At 63.8% G+C, this 18,294-nt stretch carries 21 protein-coding genes, 8 tRNA genes and 2 pseudogenes; 8 read left to right on the plus strand and 23 right to left on the minus strand.

All coding sequences use genetic code 11. From position 1 onward, the window contains the following. Positions 1-38 precede the first annotated feature (38 nt). The 7 genes from C8N34_RS04600 to C8N34_RS04635 form a co-directional block, all read right to left on the minus strand. Positions 39-578, minus strand: a complete 540-nt coding sequence (locus C8N34_RS04600) for an HNH endonuclease (protein WP_108128018.1) — start codon at positions 576-578, stop codon at positions 39-41. A gap of 341 nt (positions 579-919) precedes the next feature. Further along, positions 920-996 (minus strand) — tRNA-Arg (locus tag C8N34_RS04605). Positions 997-1,233: 237 nt separating this feature from the next. After that, positions 1,234-2,004 (minus strand): hypothetical protein, encoded by a 771-nt coding sequence (locus C8N34_RS04615; protein WP_108128020.1) that lies wholly within the window; start codon positions 2,002-2,004, stop codon positions 1,234-1,236. 19 nt (positions 2,005-2,023) lie between these two features. Further along, positions 2,024-2,113: transfer RNA gene (locus C8N34_RS04620), tRNA-Ser, on the minus strand. Positions 2,114-2,422: 309 nt separating this feature from the next. Then, a tRNA-Arg gene (locus tag C8N34_RS04625) sits at positions 2,423-2,499 on the minus strand. Between the two features lie 833 nt (positions 2,500-3,332). Beyond that, positions 3,333-4,052, minus strand: coding sequence for a glyoxalase superfamily protein (locus C8N34_RS04630; protein ID WP_108128021.1), 720 nt, complete (start codon positions 4,050-4,052; stop codon positions 3,333-3,335). A 206-nt stretch (positions 4,053-4,258) separates the two neighbouring features. Next, a complete protein-coding gene (locus C8N34_RS04635) occupies positions 4,259-4,753 on the minus strand; it encodes an Lrp/AsnC family transcriptional regulator (RefSeq protein WP_422387671.1) in 495 nt (164 codons plus the stop codon). A 141-nt stretch (positions 4,754-4,894) separates the two neighbouring features. Here C8N34_RS04635 and C8N34_RS04640 point away from each other — a divergent pair, with 141 nt between their 5' ends. After that, positions 4,895-5,530, plus strand: a complete 636-nt coding sequence (locus C8N34_RS04640; protein WP_108128023.1) for a LysE family translocator — start codon at positions 4,895-4,897, stop codon at positions 5,528-5,530. A 32-nt stretch (positions 5,531-5,562) separates the two neighbouring features. Here the strand turns inward: C8N34_RS04640 and ubiA are convergent, their stop codons facing one another. From ubiA to C8N34_RS04655, 3 genes are all read right to left on the minus strand, one after another. Further along, positions 5,563-6,477, minus strand: a complete 915-nt coding sequence (ubiA, locus tag C8N34_RS04645; protein WP_108128024.1) for a 4-hydroxybenzoate octaprenyltransferase — start codon at positions 6,475-6,477, stop codon at positions 5,563-5,565. Positions 6,478-6,626: 149 nt separating this feature from the next. Beyond that, positions 6,627-6,893 (minus strand): conjugal transfer protein TraD, encoded by a 267-nt coding sequence (locus C8N34_RS04650; RefSeq protein ID WP_108128025.1) that lies wholly within the window; start codon positions 6,891-6,893, stop codon positions 6,627-6,629. 1 nt (position 6,894) lies between these two features. Next, positions 6,895-7,221, minus strand: coding sequence for a conjugal transfer protein TraD (locus C8N34_RS04655; RefSeq protein WP_183318926.1), 327 nt, complete (start codon positions 7,219-7,221; stop codon positions 6,895-6,897). Between the two features lie 171 nt (positions 7,222-7,392). Between C8N34_RS04655 and traA the strand changes: the two genes are divergently transcribed. The 6 genes and pseudogenes from traA to C8N34_RS26775 form a co-directional block, all read left to right on the plus strand. Further along, the gene (traA, locus tag C8N34_RS04660) at positions 7,393-10,371 is read left to right on the plus strand and encodes a Ti-type conjugative transfer relaxase TraA (protein WP_108128027.1); all 2,979 of its coding nucleotides are present in this window, start codon (positions 7,393-7,395) and stop codon (positions 10,369-10,371) included. A gap of 137 nt (positions 10,372-10,508) precedes the next feature. Beyond that, positions 10,509-10,736: a helix-turn-helix transcriptional regulator gene (locus tag C8N34_RS04665; RefSeq protein ID WP_018631404.1), complete on the plus strand. Its 228-nt coding sequence runs from the start codon at positions 10,509-10,511 to the stop codon at positions 10,734-10,736. Further along, a complete protein-coding gene (locus C8N34_RS04670) occupies positions 10,726-11,043 on the plus strand; it encodes a hypothetical protein (RefSeq protein WP_242013863.1) in 318 nt (105 codons plus the stop codon). Before C8N34_RS04665 ends, C8N34_RS04670 begins: the two co-directional genes overlap by 11 nt. 13 nt (positions 11,044-11,056) lie before the next feature. Then, complete coding sequence (locus tag C8N34_RS04675) at positions 11,057-11,311, plus strand: type II toxin-antitoxin system HicA family toxin (RefSeq protein ID WP_072294780.1); 255 nt, start codon at positions 11,057-11,059, stop codon at positions 11,309-11,311. After that, a complete protein-coding gene (locus tag C8N34_RS04680) occupies positions 11,308-11,640 on the plus strand; it encodes a type II toxin-antitoxin system HicB family antitoxin (RefSeq protein ID WP_108128028.1) in 333 nt (110 codons plus the stop codon). The genes C8N34_RS04675 and C8N34_RS04680 overlap by 4 nt, the downstream gene beginning before the upstream one ends. Before the next feature lie 43 nt (positions 11,641-11,683). After that, positions 11,684-12,718, plus strand: a pseudogene (locus C8N34_RS26775) (recombinase family protein); the annotation flags it as partial. Positions 12,719-12,892: 174 nt separating this feature from the next. Here C8N34_RS26775 and C8N34_RS26780 read toward each other — a convergent pair. Next, the gene (locus tag C8N34_RS26780; RefSeq protein WP_206752326.1) at positions 12,893-13,153 is read right to left on the minus strand and encodes a hypothetical protein; all 261 of its coding nucleotides are present in this window, start codon (positions 13,151-13,153) and stop codon (positions 12,893-12,895) included. Positions 13,154-13,282: 129 nt separating this feature from the next. Continuing rightward, positions 13,283-13,372 (minus strand) — tRNA-Ser (locus tag C8N34_RS04690). A 249-nt stretch (positions 13,373-13,621) separates the two neighbouring features. Here C8N34_RS04690 and C8N34_RS04695 point away from each other — a divergent pair. Beyond that, the gene (locus C8N34_RS04695; RefSeq protein WP_108128098.1) at positions 13,622-14,134 is read left to right on the plus strand and encodes a L,D-transpeptidase family protein; all 513 of its coding nucleotides are present in this window, start codon (positions 13,622-13,624) and stop codon (positions 14,132-14,134) included. Between the two features lie 17 nt (positions 14,135-14,151). Here C8N34_RS04695 and C8N34_RS04700 read toward each other — a convergent pair. The 11 genes and pseudogenes from C8N34_RS04700 to C8N34_RS26785 form a co-directional block, all read right to left on the minus strand. Then, a tRNA-Leu gene (locus C8N34_RS04700) sits at positions 14,152-14,236 on the minus strand. A 2-nt stretch (positions 14,237-14,238) separates the two neighbouring features. Further along, positions 14,239-14,315: transfer RNA gene (locus C8N34_RS04705), tRNA-Ile, on the minus strand. A gap of 9 nt (positions 14,316-14,324) precedes the next feature. Next, positions 14,325-14,774, minus strand: a complete 450-nt coding sequence (locus tag C8N34_RS04710; protein ID WP_108128029.1) for a hypothetical protein — start codon at positions 14,772-14,774, stop codon at positions 14,325-14,327. Continuing rightward, positions 14,768-15,064 carry a hypothetical protein gene (locus tag C8N34_RS04715; protein ID WP_108128030.1) on the minus strand — a complete coding sequence of 99 codons (297 nt, stop codon included), beginning with the start codon at positions 15,062-15,064 and terminating at the stop codon, positions 14,768-14,770. The genes C8N34_RS04710 and C8N34_RS04715 overlap by 7 nt, the downstream gene beginning before the upstream one ends. A gap of 19 nt (positions 15,065-15,083) precedes the next feature. Continuing rightward, positions 15,084-15,159 (minus strand) — tRNA-Thr (locus C8N34_RS04720). 16 nt (positions 15,160-15,175) lie between these two features. Continuing rightward, positions 15,176-15,260 (minus strand) — tRNA-Leu (locus C8N34_RS04725). A gap of 7 nt (positions 15,261-15,267) precedes the next feature. After that, the gene (locus tag C8N34_RS04730) at positions 15,268-15,906 is read right to left on the minus strand and encodes a hypothetical protein (protein WP_108128031.1); all 639 of its coding nucleotides are present in this window, start codon (positions 15,904-15,906) and stop codon (positions 15,268-15,270) included. Positions 15,907-15,964: 58 nt separating this feature from the next. Continuing rightward, positions 15,965-16,969 (minus strand): tRNA(His) guanylyltransferase Thg1 family protein, encoded by a 1,005-nt coding sequence (locus C8N34_RS04735; protein ID WP_108128032.1) that lies wholly within the window; start codon positions 16,967-16,969, stop codon positions 15,965-15,967. A gap of 25 nt (positions 16,970-16,994) precedes the next feature. Beyond that, a complete protein-coding gene (locus tag C8N34_RS04740) occupies positions 16,995-17,393 on the minus strand; it encodes a hypothetical protein (RefSeq protein ID WP_108128033.1) in 399 nt (132 codons plus the stop codon). A 149-nt stretch (positions 17,394-17,542) separates the two neighbouring features. Continuing rightward, on the minus strand, positions 17,543-17,980 hold the full coding sequence (locus tag C8N34_RS04745) for a peptide chain release factor-like protein (protein WP_145693660.1): 438 nt from the start codon (positions 17,978-17,980) through the stop codon (positions 17,543-17,545). Further along, a pseudogene (locus C8N34_RS26785) lies at positions 17,969-18,223 on the minus strand (PCRF domain-containing protein); the annotation flags it as partial. The gene C8N34_RS04745 and the pseudogene C8N34_RS26785, both read right to left, overlap by 12 nt. Between the last annotated feature and the right edge of the window lie 71 nt (positions 18,224-18,294).

The raw sequence follows: 18,294 nt of genomic DNA on the forward strand, positions 1-18,294 counted from the left end.
AACGAAAAAGGCCCCCGGGGTCTCCCCCGGGGGCCTTCTCAATCCTCATCCAGGCAACCCGCCCAGTACAGATAGTCAATCCAGCTTTTGCACATGCCCGACGTGTCGGGACGTGCGATCCGGGACATCTCCCGCGGGGTCGGCGTCCGCGGCTGTCGAAGCGGCCGCATCGGTTCGCTCCCCTTACGGCTGTTGCAGGGTGCACATGCGCTCACGATGTTCTCGAAGTTCGTCCCGCCCCCGCGCGAGCGCGGGATCACGTGGTCGAAGGTGAGGTTTCGGGTATCGAACTGGTCTCCGCAGTACTGGCACCGGAACCCGTCGCGCAGGAAGATGTTCATCCGGTTGAACGGGACCGCGCTCTGCGGTCGGACGTAGCGCCTGAGCGCGATCACCGAGGGGGGGCGGTATGTGAGGTTCGCTGAGCGCAGTTCCGCATCATGTTCCTCCAGGACGACCACCCGATCCTTCAGGACCGCCCGGAGAACCCGCTCAAACCCCCAGGTGCTGAGCGGATGAATGCGGACTGGGGAGAAGTCCGCGTTCAGGACGAGGGCGGGGTAGTTCGGGACGGACATGATCGGCTCCTTTCTGGCCTCCTGATAAAAGCTCCTCTGACGAGATGGCCGCCCCGCTTTCTCGCGTGGGCGGCCTGGGATCACCGGCTTATTGCCGGGTCTGCGGGAAAAGGGTGGGTGTTCAGTCGTAGGGGGCGGGGATTTCGGGCCTGCGCGTGAGCCCGTCAAGCTCCGCACCCGGCCTCGGGCCGCCCCAGAGCCGGCTCCTCGGGACCCGGCGCGTCTGGGATGAGGTCTGCGTCGTGGTCATCACGCCCTCCTCTCTTTTCCGCACCCTCATGCTGTCCCTTGCGGGTGAAACGGGGAAGCGAAAAAAACCGGTTGTCCACAAAAGAGAGAAATGGCGCGCCGTGAGGGACTCGAACCCCCAACCTGCCGATTAGAAGTCGGCCGCTCTATCCGGTTGAGCTAACGGCGCAGTTTTTGGTGATCCGGTCGGAAAGACGGGCACGGTCCGCCGCCGCGATCAACAGGATCGGGAGGATGCAGGACATCATGAAGAGGGCGCCGAGCCCGGAGCCGGAGAGACCGCCTCTCTGCGCACCCGCGGCGGCCCCGATGGCGATCAGGACGAGCGCAATGGGAACCCCCGGATGGGGTCCGACATGGGGCATTGGCCCGAGGCCGCGCCGGGCGTCCCGCAGGAACCGCCGCATCAGAGGACCCGGTCCGAAACGGCCTTGAGCACCGTCTCGACCCGCGAAAGATCGAACCGGTCCGTGGCGTCCCGCAGGCGACCCTCCATGTCGATCCAGATCACCCCGTCCCCGACCACATCTGCGATCCGGTCCAGGTCCGCAATGATCCCGTCCGGTCCGAGACCGCCCGCGTACCCGCAGAAGACCCCGGCGATCGGGCGCGGCCAGGTCTCGGGCGAGACCCCCCTGCCCCCGGACGCGTCCATCAGGACCTGGTGACGTCGCCCGCGTCCGTCAGACCGGTCAGCGGACTGGATCGCCGGCCAGAGATCAGCGTTGGCCTGGTTATGCTGGGTGATCAGATCACCACGGGTCTGGACCTTCCAGCGCCGGATCATTGTCGCAAGACGGGTCTCGTCGAACCGCTCCCGCTCCTGGTCGAAGTTGACCTGTGTGCGTCCGAAAAATGAATCATACTCCGACATCGTCAATGTGAACGGGACGAGCCAAGCGTTGAGGTCCGGCTCGGACACTCCGCCGAAGGACCCCATGAAGCTGCGCATGGTCCCCCCGCAAAGATGTGCCGCGAAACGCGCCCCCTCCCGGTAAGGGGCGAGGCGCAGGAGCGTGCGGATCCAGTCCGGACCCGGGTAACGGGCCGTGCCGGCGCGCCGCTCGGAGAACAGGACCCCCCATTCGACGAACGGGTAGCGGCGCGAGAGGTCCAGAAGGGCCAGCGGGTCGGTCCGGTCATCCGCCCCGGTCATCGTCACTCGCTCTATACGCATCTGATATCCCTCGCGAAATTGGCGGAGAGCAAGGGATTCGAACCCTTGATGGGGTTACCCCCATACCACCTTTCCAGGGTGGCGCCTTCGACCGCTCGGCCAGCTCTCCGTATCCGGATCTCTCCGGTGTTCGTACAAGACGGTGCCTCTTCCCGGCCCGCGCTTTCACCGCGTGCGTTCGACGCTCAAAACGCTCCACCGGAGCCTTTTGTCCCTGTCGGGACCGCATCTCACCCACTCGGCCACTCTTCCATTCCGGATTTCTCCGGTATTCTTGCGGTACGGCGCCTTCGCCCGGCCCGCGCTTGCGCCGCGTGCGTTCGCCGCTCAAAACGCTCCACCGGAGCCTTTTGTCCCTGTCGGGACCGCGTCTCACCCACTCGGCCACTCATCCGTTCCGGGTCTCCCCGGTGTTTCCTGGCGTCCCGGAGAGGATTCGAACCTCCGACCTGCCGCTTAGGAGGCGACCGCTCTATCCGGCTGAGCTACCGGGACATGTCCTCACGGGTGGCGGGCCGAGAACGATAGAGATGATCACTACATTTTCGCTATGGCCCTCTCCGGGTGATAATTTCCATGAAGGAATCACGGTGATCTGAACGCCGCTTGACGGCCACGCCGAGGGATATGTCGCGGGTTTCGGGAATTTTGCAACGACGCGACAGAGGGATGACCCAGCTGAATGAAATTCAACGTATCGCATCGGCCGCGAGATTATTTATCGAACCAGTATGGCACCGCTGGCATCAATCGGGAGGTCGCACCGTGCATCCCCCGTCCAGACATATTTGCGGTAGAACCAGCTTGTTTCTACGGGATGTGCTGAGACATGAGGGGCATCCTGCCGAATGGATGAGCGGAACGCCATATGCCGGAAAAAGCGGGGCACCTGATGCAGCGTGCGGATTTTACTCTGGAGCGCAATGGGAAGGCCACGCCTGGGTCGTTTCCGGAAATATCATAGTTGACATAACGGCCGATCAATTCGGCTGGGATCCTATCGTCATCACATCGATTTCCGACACACGCTATGTTGGGTCCGTAGATTTGGCGGACCCCGCTGCCATAAAGGCACGTCATGAAACCATAGCGGCACTATGGCCTGAGTGGATAGGCTTCCGGTCGAACTTCGATCCGTCGCACAAATTCTATATATCGCGACAAAATAGGGATCACTGATTTTTAGGGAAAAATCTGTCGCAAAAGTCTCGTGCGAAAGTCTGACTTGCGCGGCTGACTTTTGCGACACATCACGGCAAGCTCCGCGGGACGAAGCTACCGCTTGCGATAGGAAGGCAAGCCCCTGCGATGGGACATGCCTTTGGCTGTTATGCTGCCGATGAGAAATCCAGATTGGTCGGCTTCATGAACAGCTTGCCACCGCCGGCCGTTACCGGCCAACCAGCCTGCGCCTCGCCAAACGTCAAGTTTTTCACGCACATGCTGCCGTAGCCGTTCAGGAGCAGACCATAATGGATGCTTGCCGCGCTATCGGGAACGTCGAGGACGATGCGACGGGTTGTCCAGTCGTTCGTGCCGCGCAAGGAACCTTCACCGACACGATCCAACATGTTGTCGAACCGGAGAACCTGCCCAAGAGACTGATCGACACGCATCCATATCGATGCCGCATCCGCATCATCGGTGCTGATCATAGCAGAAAGAGCCAGCTTTCGCTCCCGATAGGGTTCGGCGGTTATGCTCTGCATCATCACGCCGAAGCTATCTGATGGCAGGACGATGCCATCCGCGCGACCAGCACGGCAGGCTATCTTCGCGACACCGGGCGCTTCGGTGTCCATGCCAATCCGGTAGATTGAGCGGTCCGTATGTCGTGCAAGCTTCCAGCCTTCCGGCAGCGCGAGGTGATCCATCGACGCGCGATTCGCTGTCGCGGCAATCCGTGCTGAAAGCTGGTTCCAGTCCTTTAATCCGAACTGTTGCGCCACAAGTTCAAGGCATTCGCTGTGCGAGCGCTCTATTCCATTATGTGCAAGTGATTGTCGGAGATTTTTCGCCAGTATCTTGGCGTCCATGAAGCTGTGCATGCTCTGTTTCCTTAAAGGCGGAAACGCTTTCGCGCGCCGGTGCTCGCGTTGCCGACAATCCGCCCAAAGGGTCAGAGGTCATGCTATGCTGTGAGTGCATTCACCATTCCGACTTCGGATGCGAGCGGCAGGCTGCACCAGCCTCTCTGACAGCTTATCAACGGCGATGAATGACAGCAATGGGTTCAAACCGACTGTTGCGAAAGTTAGGATAATTGCGACGCCTCCGTACTCGGGAGATGATCGAGCGGGAGAGGTGCTTGGGATTTGACGGTCTGGATCGCAAAATTGCTGCGTATGTCGTTCACGCCCGGTAACTTGAGCAGCGTGCCGAGCAGGAAGCGTTCATAGGCCGCCAGATCGGGAACGACGACCTGCAACAGAAAGTCGGCCTCTCCCGATACCAGATGGCAGGACACGACCTCCCGCAAGGCGCGAACCGCTTCCCTGAACGCCGCTGCCGGCTCGTCATGGTGGCGCTCGACCTTGACGCTCACGAAAACGGTCAGACCAAGCCCCAAGCCCGCGCGATCGAGGCTCGCATGATAGCCGCCGATCACGCCGGACTGTTCCAGAATCCGCACACGCCGCAGGCATGGCGAAGGCGATAGCCCGGCGACCTCCGCGAGCTGCACGTTAGTCAGGCGGGCGTCCCGCTGCAAGGCGGCGAGGATACGGCGGTCGATGGCATCCAGCTTCAATTTTGGCATCCTTTAGCATCTTTAGCGAGAAGATTAGCATAACTCGCCAATATGTTCCTGCATCTCAGCACAACTTGCAAGGACATGCCCTCGATATTCACGGTAGCCTGAACCGAAACATTATCATCGGGGGGCGGGCTCATGGCCGATTTAGGATTGTTCATCGGGGCACTGGTCGTCGTCTATCTGGTGCCGGGGCCGGATATGGTTCTGATCCTGCAAACCGGCGCGACGGGGGGGCGTGGGCCGGCTATCGCTACAGCGGCGGGTCTGGCGCTCGCGCGAGCGGCGCACGTAACTCTGGCGGCGCTCGGACTTGCGGCCTTGCTCACCACAAGCCCGATGACATTCGAGGTCGTGCGCTTCGCCGGTGCGACCTATCTCATATGGCTCGGAATCCAAATCCTGCGTGCCCGGTCACTCCTGCCCGAAGCGACGGCAACGCAGACGCCAAGCCGGGCGCACTCCTGTGGATCGTGCTTCTATCAGGGGCTACTGACGAATATCCTCAACCCCAAGGCGCTGCTGTTTTGCTCTGTGCTGTTGCCGCAGTTCGTCCACGCCGGCCCAGAAAGTATGGCGGGGCAATTCCTGCTGTTGGGGGTGATCCTTGTTAGCGTGGGGCTGGCCTTCGATCTCGTGTATGCGAGCGCTGGTTTCGTTCTCGGCCGATGGATCGCCCGTCGTCCGCTGGTGCAGACGCTTCAACGATGGGTGTTCGCGACGATGTTGATCGGTTTCGGGCTTCGACTGGCCCTTTCGCCACGTCCCTTCTGACTCCTGTGTCCCGATATTAGGATTTGTGCGACTTACCAACTTCCTGCGAGGGCCGCGCCTGCCAGAAGAGCGCCAGTCAGGATATTCGACAGGAACAAGCGGTAATTCAGCTCCGGCCTTTTGAGGTCAACACGCCATGCCTGCCAAGCCAGATGGGCCGCGACAATGACCATGCCAACCGCGTAGAGCATCGACATATCTAGCAGCCAGCCCCCAACCGCCCACGAAACGACGGCGAGGGCATAGAACAGGCCAATGCAGGCTTTCCCGTTTCGGCCGAACAATATCGCGGTCGACTTCAAGCCCAAGCGGGTATCGTCCGCCACATCGACATAGGCGTAAACCGTGTCATAGCCGATCTGCCACGCTATTGCGCCGATCCACATAGCGACGGCCCCGGCCGGGATCGTTCCCGAAACCTCCGCCCATGCCATCAACATTCCCCAATTGAACGCCGCGCCCAAGACGGCTTGCGGCCAATGCGTGAAGCGTTTGCAAAGGGGGTAGATGAACACGAGCGGCAACACGCATATCGCTACGAGGCGCGTGAAGGGGGTCAGGAAAAACAGCAACAACGCAGCTAGGGCGAGTTCTGCGGCAAGAAACACTATTGCGCTGTGGAGCCGGAGTTGACCACTCGCCAGCGGGCGAAAGCGGGTCCGCTCCACATGCCCGTCAAACTTGCGATCCGCGATATCATTGACTGTCGAGCCGGCGCTTCGCATCAGGAACGCACCGAGACAGAACACCACCAGAAGCCAGATTTCAGGGAGCCCGTGGGCCGCCTGTATAAGAGCAGCCAAGCAGGGGAAAAGTGTAAGCCAAATGCCTACTGGCCGATCAATCCGGGCAAGTCTCGCATAGGGACGCCAAGAGATAGGCAATCGACGATCGACCCAATCTCCAAGGCGGATATCGCTCAAATCTGGACGGCTCGAAGTGGTCATCTGTATATCTCAATTATTGTCGCGAAAATCCCGAAACCCGCGACACAGTTTTCGGCCAAAACCTATGAAGTAGCAAGCATTTGCGCGGCGTTGCCGCGCAATGGCGGGCAGCGCTGCGATTGTGGTGTCTTCGCGCCGCCCGCCATCGGTCACGCCCGATCCTGATGCGATCGAATTCTGTCGTGTGCGCCTGCTGGCTGTCCCTCTGCGAACGCCTCCTTCCCCTTTCCGGCCCACAGTTCTCGCGCCCGTTCAGCATCTTCGCTCCTGAGCTTTTCGGCCATCCAGAGTAGTGCGCCGTAGGTCATGGCGCGGTCGTCGCCGGTCAATTCGACGATGCCCGACTTGACGACAAGACCGCCGAGCTCGATGAGGTGCCGCGTTCTCTTGCGGCGCTCGACCTGCCAGTTACGCATGTCATGCCGCGCCTGTGCCGCCTGATGCCGATTGCGGGCTGCCCGGTTGCGTTTGAGCGCTGCCAGTGTCGCGGTCAGTTGCCGTCGCTGATCGCCGCGATTTGCTGCGAAAGAACGCCGCCCCGCGCTTGGCCCATGCCTCTTTCCTTCCGGCATCGGTTGTTTCCGCTAAGACGATCAGCGCGCCAGCCAGTTCATCGACGGTGAGCGTATCGGCTCCGGTGGCGATGACCAGTTCGCCGAGTTGCTGCACCTTGCGCGTTTTCAGTTCCTTGGCCTTGTCTTCCAGCGCCTTCAATTCCGCGTCGTAGTCCCGTGGCTTGCGCATCATCATCTCCATAAGCTGTTGATGTGGCGATGATAGTTGTACAGGCGGCCGAACGCAGTATTGTTGCCGGGACGGTCTGGCACGGCCCGGTCCATCCCGAGATTTTTTCGAAGGAGGGCGCGCTTATACGTCGTTCCGACGTGCGCTTGACCGTGGCAATGCTTGATCGCGATGGCGATCTATCATCTTCACGTCAAGGTCATTGGCCGCAAGGCCGGAAGCAGTGCGGTGGCGTCCGCCGCCTACCGTTCGGCCTCGCGGCTGCGCGACGAGCGCATCGACCGCGTGCAGGACTTTTCCGCCAAGCGCGGCGTCGTCCATTCCGAGGTCATGCTGCCGGATGGCGCGCCCGAGCATCTTGGCGACCGCGAACGGCTCTGGAACGATGTGGAGGCGTTCGAGGTCAGAAAGGACGCCCAGCTTGCCCGCGAGGTCGAGTTCGCCATTCCACGCGAGATGACGCAGGCGCAGGGCATCGAGCTTGCCCGCGACTTCGCACAGGCGGAATTTGTCGATCAGGGCATGATCGCCGACCTGAATGTGCATTGGGACATCGGCGAGGACGGGATGCCCAAACCCCATGCTCATGTCATGCTCACCATGCGCGAAGTCGATGAGGATGGTTTCGGCCCGAAAGTCCGGGAGTGGAACCGCACGGAGATGGTCGAACGGTGGCGAGAACGCTGGGCAGAGCATGTCAACGAGCGGCTGGCCGAACTCGACATCGACGCCCGCATTGACCATCGCAGCCTTGAGGCGCAGGGCATCGGGCTGGAGCCGCAAAGCCAGATCGGCGCACCCGCGCAGCGGATCGAGGGTGAAGGCGTCGAAGCGGCAGACCGTGTCGAGATGCACCGCGAGATCGCGCGCAACAATGGCGACCGGGTCATCACCGATCCTTCCGTGGCGCTGGACGCGATCACACATCAGCAATCGACGTTCACGCGCCGGGACATGGCGAAGTTCGCACACCGGCACAGCGACGGCATCGACCAGTTCAACGAGGTCATCGGTGCGATGCGCAATTCGCCCGATCTGGTCGAGCTTGGGCAGGACGGACGCGGCGAGGACCGTTTCACCACCCGCGACATGATCGACGCCGAACAGCGTTTGCATCGTGCGGCGGAATTGATGGCCGAGAAGGAATTGCACGAGGTCAGCGACCGTGACAGAGAGGCCGCACTCGCCCGCGCGGAAGAACGCGGCCTTGTTCTTTCCGGCGAGCAGGCCCACGCGCTGGCACATGTGACGGACGGGCGCGATCTTGGCGTTGTCGTCGGCTATGCCGGCACGGGAAAGAGCGCCATGCTTGGCGTGGCCCGCGAGGCATGGGAAGCGGCGGGCTTTGAGGTTCGCGGCGTTGCCCTGTCCGGCATCGCTGCCGAGAATCTGGAAGGCGGATCGGGCATATCCTCGCGCACCATCGCCAGCATGGAACACGGCTGGGGACAGGGCCGCGACATGCTCACCAGCCGCGACGTGCTTGTCATCGACGAGGCGGGCATGGTCGGCACGCGGCAGATGGAGCGCGTTCTGTCCCATGCCGCCGAGGCTGGCGCAAAGGTTGTTCTGGTCGGCGATCCGCAGCAGTTGCAATCCATCGAGGCGGGCGCGGCGTTCCGGTCTATCCACGACCGTCATGGTGGCGTGGAAATCCATGAGGTGCGACGCCAGCGCGAGGACTGGCAGCGTGACGCGACCCGTGATCTGGCGACAGGAAGAACCGGCAATGCGATCAGCGCCTATGACCGTCACGGCATGGTGCATTCCGCCGAAACGCGCGAGCAGGCGCGCGGCGATCTGATCGACCGCTGGGACCGCGACCGGCAGGCATCGCCAGACAACAGCCGCATCATCCTCACCCACACCAACGCCGAGGTCCGCGAACTCAACGAGGCGGCCCGTGACCGGATGCGGGCGGCGGGTGATCTGGGCGAGGACGTGCGCGTGACCGTCGAGCGCGGCGACCGGAATTTTGCCAGCGGGGATCGCGTCATGTTCCTGCAAAACGAGCGCGGTCTTGGTGTGAAGAACGGCACATTGGGGACCATTGAGCAGGTCAGCGCGCAGAGCATGACCGTGCAGACAGACGATGGCCGCTCTATCGCGTTCGACCTGAAAGACTACGACCGGATCGACCACGGCTATGCCGCGACCATCCATAAGGCGCAGGGCATGACGGTGGATCGGACGCATGTGCTGGCGACACCGGGCGTGGACACCCATGGCAGCTATGTTTCCCTGTCGCGCCATCGCGACGGCACGGACCTGCATTATGGTCGCGACGACTTCGCCAGTCAGGACAAACTCGTCAACATCCTGTCGCGTGACAGGTCGAAGGACATGGCGACGGATTACGACCCGGCGCAGGATTATGCCGAACGGCGCGGCATCACCTTCCGCGCCCGTGTCGCACAGATCATGCGCAGGCTGATGCCGGAACGGATGCGCGATGCTGTCAATGACATGCTCGACCGTCTGCACCAGCATGACAACGCCGCGCCTGGTCGCGAGGCCGTGCAGCACCCGGAAAGGGAAAGCGCCGGGAAGACAGGACCGGAACGGCAGGCCGGGGAAGACCCGGAGACCGCGTTGCGCCGTGCCCGTGGCCGGGCCTTTGTCCGTCATGCCCGTGCCGTGGACACGATCTTCGGGGCGCAGGCGCGAGACATGGCCGCCACACCCGAACAAGTGCAGGAACTGCACGAAGCCCGTGCCGGATTTGACGATGTGCGTCCTCACGGTTCCCGCGATGCCGAGGCGGTCTATAAACGGAATCCCGACTTTGCCGCCGATGTCGCCTCTGGCGATCCTGATCGCGCCGCGCCTGCAAGGCGCGCTCTGCAACTGGAAACCGAGATGCGCCAAAATCCCGAACTGCGCGCCGACCGCTTCGTGGAGCGGTTCCGGGACCTCAAGCAGACTGGCGACCGCCAGTATGCGGCAGGCAACTATTCCGGCTACAAGGCCGCGCGAGCAGAGATGGGCAACATGGCAAAAAGCCTTGAGCGCGATGCGCAGATGGAATCCCTGCTCGAAGGTCGCAAGAAGCAACTCGGCATCGACATGGATTTCGACTCAGGCATGAGGCTGGGGCGGCAACTTTCCCTCAGTCATGGCCTTGGCAGAGGCCGGGGCATCGGATTGTAGAGCGAAGAACTTTCCTATTTGCCGCCGTTTCTACGCCATAGCCCTACGCTGCCTAAATATCAGTTGCACAACGATAAATCACTGTTCTGTCTGGTCTCTGCAATAGCCAGAAACACCCAGCAGGAGGCAGCGCAGCCATGCGTCAACCAGACCGTATCGTCCGTTTGAAGACCGTTCTCGCCCGCACCGGGCTGTCCCGGTCCACCATCTATCGCAAGATCGCCGAAGGCACCTTTCCAGCCCAGATCAAGATCAGCACCAATGGCGCGGGCTGGAAGGAATCCGACATCAATCGCTGGGTCGCCAACCCTGCCGGATGGCGGCAGCGCTCGTTCAACGAATTTGATTTCCTCGATGACTTCTGACCGCAGCGGCGACCACAAGCCGGTGACGGCATCCCGTTCCCGGCGCACCGAACGACCGCCTACGGCGTCGGAGCAGCTTGAGGAATTACTGGGCTATCCGTGGCCGTTCCCCGGCAGGCCGCCCAAACATGACCTCAGCACATGGACCGTAACCGACGACTGGCCCGATCCCGTTCCGGTCACGGAAGCCGAAATCGAGGTGTTCGAACGATGGTTCAGCGATCTCTTCGATGAAATGTTCGGCCCCGACACCGGATCGCCCGACACAGGGCCTGAGATTGATCTTGAAAACGGTACTACAAAATGATACTGGATACTCCATGAAAAAGCGTCACAGAGCCACGCTGGAACTGATCTTCGCCCGCCCGGTCAACGGCTCGATCCGCTGGGCCGATATAGAGGCGCTGTTTGTAGCCCTCGGGGCGGAGGTCAGCGAGCGGGAAGGTTCGCGCGTCGGCGTGTTCCTGTTCGGCGAAGTGCGCGTCTTTCATCGCCCGCATCCCTCACCGGATACGGACAAAGGTGCGGTTGCCAGCATCCGAAAATGGCTGGACGAACACGGAGTAAAGCCATGAACAATGTCGTCGAAATCAATGGCGAGAAGGCGGTTATCGCTTTCGATCCCGAGATTCAGATGCTGCGCGGCGAGTTTGTAGGCCTCAATGGCGGGGCCGACTTCTATGCCGAAAGCGTCCACGATCTGATCGAGGAAGGCCGCAAGTCGCTGGCCGTTTATCTCGAAATGTGCCGGGAGAAGGGTATCGAGCCGCGCCGGAAGTTCTCCGGCAAGTTTAATGTCCGCCTCACGCCTGACGACCATGCCGCCGCAGTCATTGCCGCAGCAGCATCGGGCAAGAGCCTGAATGAATGGATCGTCAGGACCATCAGGGAGGCCGCAGAGTAGCGGCCCCATTCGGGACACAACCGGCTTTGAAAGGAAACAGATTATGACCGCTTCTACCGTGCCGCTACGCGCCGCCCTCTATCTGCGTGTTTCGACGGCGCGGCAGGCCGAGCATGACGTTTCCATTCCCGACCAGAAGCGGCAGGGCGAAGCCTATTGCGAGTCACGCGGCCTGCAACTGGTCGAAACCTTTATTGAACCCGGCGCATCGGCGACCAATGACCGCCGCCCCGAGTTCCAGCGCATGATCGAGGCCGGAACGTCGAAACCCGCGCCCTTCGACGTTGTGGTGGTCCATTCGTTCAGCCGGTTCTTCCGCGATCACTTCGAGCTTGAGTTCTATGTCCGCAAGTTGGCGAAGAACGGTGTGAAGCTGGTTTCGATCACTCAGGAAATGGGGGACGACCCCATGCATGTCATGATGCGGCAGATCATGGCGCTGTTCGATGAATATCAGTCCAAGGAAAACGCCAAGCACGTCATGCGCGCCTTGAAGGAGAACGCGCGGCAAGGCTTCTGGAACGGCTCGCTACCTCCTATCGGCTATCGCACCGTCGCCGCCGAACAGCGCGGGGCTAAGACCAAGAAGAAGCTGGAGATTGACCCGCTGCACGCCGATACGGTGCGGCTGATCTATCGCCTTGCCTTGGAGGGCGACGGCACCACCGGCCAGATGGGCGTCAAGAACATCGTCTCCTATCTCAACAGCCGCCGCATCTTCACCCGCGATGGCGGGCGTTGGGGCATCGGGCAGGTGCACCGCATCCTGACCCGTCGCACCTATATGGGCGAGCATGAGTTCAACAAGCGCTCCAAAACCAAGGAATTGAAGCCGGTCAGCGAGATCGTGACGGTTCCGGTCCCCCCCATTATCGACAAAGATACGTTCGAGGCGGTTCAGAAGCTGCTCAAGGCTCGTAATCCCAAGGTCATGCCCGCCCGCGTCATCAGCGGCCCAACCATGCTGACCGGCCTGATCCATTGCGCCAAGTGCGGCGGGGCCATGACCATCCGCACCGGCAAGGGCGGGCGCTATCGCTACTACGCCTGCTCGATGAAGGCGCGGCAGGGGCCGACCGCCTGCGAAGGCATGGCCGTGCCGATGGAAAAGTTGGACGATCTTGTCGTCAATCACCTTGAGAAACAGCTTCTCCAGCCCGAGCGGCTGGAAACCGTGCTTGCCGCTGCGCTCGACCGCAGGGAAGAACACGCTGAGCGCCGCCGCGAGCATATCGCCGAGTTGAACAAACGCTCAGCCGAATCGGAATTGCGCCTCAAACGGCTTTATGACGCCATCGAGGCAGGTGTTGCCGATCTGGACGACCCGGCGCTGAAAGATCGTATCGACGGCCTCAAGGCCATCCGCGATCAGGCCAAAGCTGATGCCGAGCGTGCGCAGGCCATGCTCCAGAACACAGGACAGAAGGCGGTGACGCCGCAGATGCTGCGCAAGTTCGCCACAACCGCCCGTGAGCGTATTAGACTGGAAAGCGGCGGCTATCGTCGCGACCACCTTCGCGCGCTCGCGCAGCGCGTCGAGGTCGCGGAGGGCGAGGTTCGCATCATGGGATCGAAGTCCCGGCTGCTACAGACGCTTGTGGCGGGAAGTTGCGTAAATTCAGTGCCCACTCAGGGACTGAAGTGGCGGATGGAGTGGGATTCGAACCCACGGCGGGGTCTCCCCCGCGCTGGTTTTCAAGACCAGAGCCTTAAACCACTCGGCCATCCACCCGTAACCGCTTCGGACATCTTATCTGTGTGCGAAAAACGATAGACGTTCAAGCGGAAAAGCGCGTCCGGCGCCCCTTTTTTGGAGCGGTCCCGCGGGGGTCGCACCCGGCCCCCGGCGCTATGCGCACTCGCCTCCGGGGGCAGCCCCTACCCGGGCCCAGGACCGCAAAACATGTGGAGAACCGATGATCCCGGGTTGTTCCCTGGGTGTTCGTTCCGAATTATGCGAAAAACGATATAGGTGGTTTTCGTGAGACGCAGAAATTTCCTTTTCGGGTCCGCCCTCGCCCTTTCCGGATGTTCGGGCCTCTGGCCCTCTCGCGAGACGCCCTCCGTCGAGGTGGCGCCCGGATCTGTGTCCCGGTTGCACGTCCTGAAGGGGGAGCGTCTGCTACGGCTCGAGGCCGGCGAACAGGTTGTCCGGGAGTATCGGATCGGGCTCGGGTTCACGCCGGAGGGGCCGAAACTTCACCAGGGGGACGGCAGGACCCCGGAGGGGCTCTACAGGATCGATCGGCGCAATCCGCGGTCCGCCTATCATCTCGCCCTGGGCGTCTCCTATCCAAGCCCGGAGGACCGGGTCCGTGCCTGGGCGAAAGGTCGCTCCCCGGGCGGGGACATCTTCCTGCACGGGTCCCCCAACGGGATGGACCCGGAGCCGTCCGGTGACTGGACCCGGGGCTGCATCGCGGTCCGAAACGCGGAGATCGAGGAGATCTGGCGGCTCGTCCCGACCGGGTGCCCGATCCTGATCGAGGCCTGACCCGTTCGACTGCGTGCTGGTGCCCCCTGCGGGACTCGAACCCGCACGCCCGAGGACGGAGGAGTTTAAGTCCCCGGCGTCTACCGCTTCCGCCAAGGGGGCACTGGTAGGCCCGGCAGGATTCGAACCTGCGCTCTACCCGTTATGAGCGGGCGGCTTTGGACCGCTAAGCTACAGGCCCGGAACACGCTCATTGATCAGGAAGGGGGCCCAGGCAGTCGAGAAGGGCCTGATAGCTCCCCCCGCGCAGGCGCGCGGCGACCGTACAGACCCCCATGAGATCCGTATCGTACCGGGACATCCCCGTCTCGATCAGGTCATAAGCCTCCGTCTGCGCCGTCATGCAGGTCTCATAGGCGAGCGCCACGTTCACCGCGCCGGCCGCCTCTGCGGCACAGAGGTCCTGCACGGGCAGGTCCGGCATCCCGCCGACCTCCCGGGTCACCGGAAGCGCCATCACGGGGTCGCGGTTCAACGGCTCGCTGACCACCATGTCGCCGATGGCGCCGCCAGCGAGGGCCTGGCCGAGCGCCCCGACCGAGGCCGCGCCAGAGTGTTCCGCGACGGCGGAGCCGGTCTGGGCGTTCAGGGATGCGGGGGTTGCCGCGAACAGAAGAGGAAGAAGAGCCCGTTTCAACATGTGATCTCCATCATCGAACTCGTGTGGTCGGGGATCTCCCGGATCTCCGACCGGAACCGCTCAAGCGCGCGGCGCTCCCCCATCAGGAGCTCCCCGAAATGCCGCCGCGGGTTTCCGCAGGCGAAACAGGAGCAGGGGGCCCGCGTCGCGGCCATCATCCCGACCTGCGCTGCGACGAAGTCGGCCGGGCGCCCCTCGGGCGGGGTCCAGGTCCAGCGCGCCTTGAGCTTGCGCCGGGCCCGTGCCTTCGCCCGCTCCTCCGTGTGACGCCGATAGGCGATGCCGCGCATGGCCGAACCCTCCGCTTTCTGGTGCCGCCACCAGGTTTCGAACCCGGGACATCCTGATTACAAATCAGGCGCTCTACCATCTGAGCTATGACGGCCAATCCCTCGTTTTCCTGGTGCCCGGGGCGGGATTTGAACCCGCACGGCTTGCGCCGCCACCCCCTCAAGATGGTGTGTCTACCAGTTCCACCACCCGGGCCTTCCTCTCAGGGCCCCGACATCGCCGGGGCCTCCTCGGTTTTCACGGACCGCTCCCGGTCCACCTTCGCCTGGGCGAAGATCAGGTCCACCTCCGCCTCCGTGACCCGCCGGAACCCGTCGGGTGTGCTCGGGGAGGACCCCTCGGGGAGCCATCGTATCTCCCCCTTGACCCGCGCCGCCGCCTCATAGTCCGGGGTGATCAGGATCACCTCGGCGATCCCGTCCGGACGGGAGGTCCAGCAGGCGGAGAAGGGGTTCGGCCCCCCGGTCGTGAGGAAGCGGGTCCCCTTCCCGTCCGGCCCCTCGTAGGAGAGCCCGTGAGGCAGGCTGAACGCGTCCTGGACGGTCCGGGCCAGGTCCTGGCGCCAGGGGAGCGCGTCGATCAGCGCCTGATCCGTGGTGTTCGTCCGCTTGGGCCGGCTCGACCCGTTCGGGCCCGGCCTCGTCCAGCCGTCCGGGACCCGGTTCCCGGGGAACCTGAAATGGGACGGCTTCTCGAATCCGAACCGGAAGCACCCGTCCGCGCCGAACCGGCTCATCAGCTCCGAGAGGCGGAGCTCCGCCTCATACCAGGCGGTACGCCAGGCCTCGAGGATCTCCTTCGGTCGACCGCTCTCTGCGATCAGATAGGCGCGCTCCCGCATCTCGTCCCTCAAAACCTCTATTGCGAAAAACTATACAATGATTCCTCGTCGCGCAAGCTCAGTCAAAGGAGCTGGCGACAGGCGGAAGGTCCGAGGATCTGATCGCGTTCACCACGGAGCGGACGCTCAGGAGGAGGAGACGCTGGTCCTCGACCCCGGGCAGATCTGCCCGGACCGCCGCCAGAACCTCCTCCTCCGGCTCGCCTGCGCGGACCCGCGGCTCCGCCAAGGCCCGCACCGCCTCGACGAGGTCGTTCCCGGCCAGCGGGGACGGCCCCGTCATGTCGAAGAGGAGCGCTGTCCGGTCCCCCGATTCCAGAAGGCGTCGAACCGGGACCTCCTCGACGAGGGTCCGAACAACGAGTCGGCCGTCCGGACGGCGCCCCTCCGGGATCCGGTCCCAGGTCTCCTGCCCGATCAGCGCGTAACGCGCACGCCGCTGGTAGAGGGCCCCGAGCCGATCCGCCTCGGCGAAATCCGTCTCAAACGCGACCCCGCGGTCCCGCATCAGGCCGATCATCTCCGGTCCGGAGAGCCCCCGCATCTCGGAGGGGCGTGCGACGGAGCGGCAGGCGGCGCTGATCCCGTTCTTGCGCGCGTCCTGGACCCGCCAGAGGATCGCGTTCGCCGCCTCCGTCCGGTCCGGGACGGACCAGGCGCGGGCGTCGAAGCTCGGCAGCCCGTCCAGGGCCCGGTCCGGACGGGTCCGGTGGAGCGCGCGGATAAAAAGCGCGGTCGCAAGCGAGGCGCAGGTGGACGCGATCTTCTGGGACCGGCCCGAGAAGGGGAGCGCGTCCTCCTCGTGACGCCGCTCGAGGATCAGGCTGATCTCGTCGGACTGGACGTAGCCGGCCCGGGCCCCGGTCTCCTCGACGAGGAGGCGGCAGGTCTCCCGCATCGCCCCGGACAGGTCCGGGTCGAACGGTTTGCGGAAGCCCCGCGTGAACTTCGAGAACCGGCGCCCGTCGATCCGGACCAGGACCGGAAGGTCCGGCGGCAGCGTGCGCTGCGCCTCCGCCGCCTCGTAGCCCTTCATCCGGTCGCCGAACGCGTCCCTCTCCATATGCAGATCCTCTTCTTTCCGTGTGTTATTCTTGGGCGGGGAGGGCCGGCTGCGGCTGCCCGCGACGATCCCGCTCGGCCCGCATCCAGGCGATGTCCCCCTCGAGGTCCACGTCCGGGACCAGGTCGGTCAGGGCGAAGATCTCCGACATCCGACGCTGCACCTCCTCGGGCGGCAGCCCCTCGAACGGGGTCGTGGTGAGACGGCTCACCCGGCGGAGCACGTCGCTCAGCCGGTACACCTTCGCCTGCTCCCGCTCCAGCTCCGTGAAGCTCGCGTAGACCGCACCGGTCCGGCGCAGCCCCTCCAGAGCGGCGGCGAGCCCGTCCGGGGTCGCCTCCGGCCCGAGCGAGACCCGGACCTGTGCGGCGCCGATCGCCTGGCGATGCGCCTCGATAACCTCGTCGAACGTCCTCTCCGGCATGATCAGCCCTCCTGTTGATGATATGGCCGGGCCCGAAACGGCCCGGCCTCGTTCCGCTGGCGGGGACGGCGGCCCTCCTCCTCCCCCGCGGATCCGGGGAGGGGCGTTTTCGCGCCCGGGCTGAGACCCGGGCGCCCGTCCGGTCCGGATCAGGCCCAGAGCAGGTCGAACCGGCCCCGCATCACCGCGGAGCAGGCGGCGGACCTGCCCGTCAGGTGGTCCTGAACCCGGTCGTCCCGGAACCGGTAGGTGCGGCGTTTGTCCGCCCGCATGCCCGTTCCGACCTGGTCCGACCGGGCCCGGTTCTCCCGCCCTCGCGCCTCCCCCTCGGAGAGGTCCCGGAGCCGGTCCAGCAGCGCCTCGCGCGCTTGACGCAGGCTCTCCTCCCGCTTCCGGCACTGGGCCGTCACCACGAGGCCGGACGGCAGGTGCCGGAGCCGGACGGAGTTCTGGTGCTTGTTGCGGTGCTGACCGCCCGCCCCGGAGCCGGAATACCACTCGAGCTGGAGGTCACCCTCCTTGAGGGGGATAGGTGCCCCCCGCCGCGTGTCGGGGAGGACGGAGACGGTGACGGTCGAGCTGTGCACGCGGCCGTTCCGCTCGCCGAGCGGGACCCGCTGCACCCGGTGCCCGCCCGCCTCGTTCCCCCAGGCGGACAGGTCCGCCCCCTCGAGGAGCAGGAGGTGGGTGCGGGCCTCCCCGGCCGGCGCGCGCCGGCGCAGTCAGCCCTTGCCGGCGGCGAATTTCACGTAGGCCTCCGCGAGCTCGGAGGCGAAGAGTTCGGCGTCCTGGCCGCCCTCGGCGGGCCGGATCTCGATGCGCAGTCGCATGGTCTTCTCCTTCTCTGCGATGCGGGACGCGAGGAAGAGCTGTCCCCCCGCGGCGTCCCGCGCGGGGGGGC

The organism is Gemmobacter caeni (genome assembly GCF_003054195.1).
GTDB lineage: Bacteria > Pseudomonadota > Alphaproteobacteria > Rhodobacterales > Rhodobacteraceae > Gemmobacter > Gemmobacter caeni.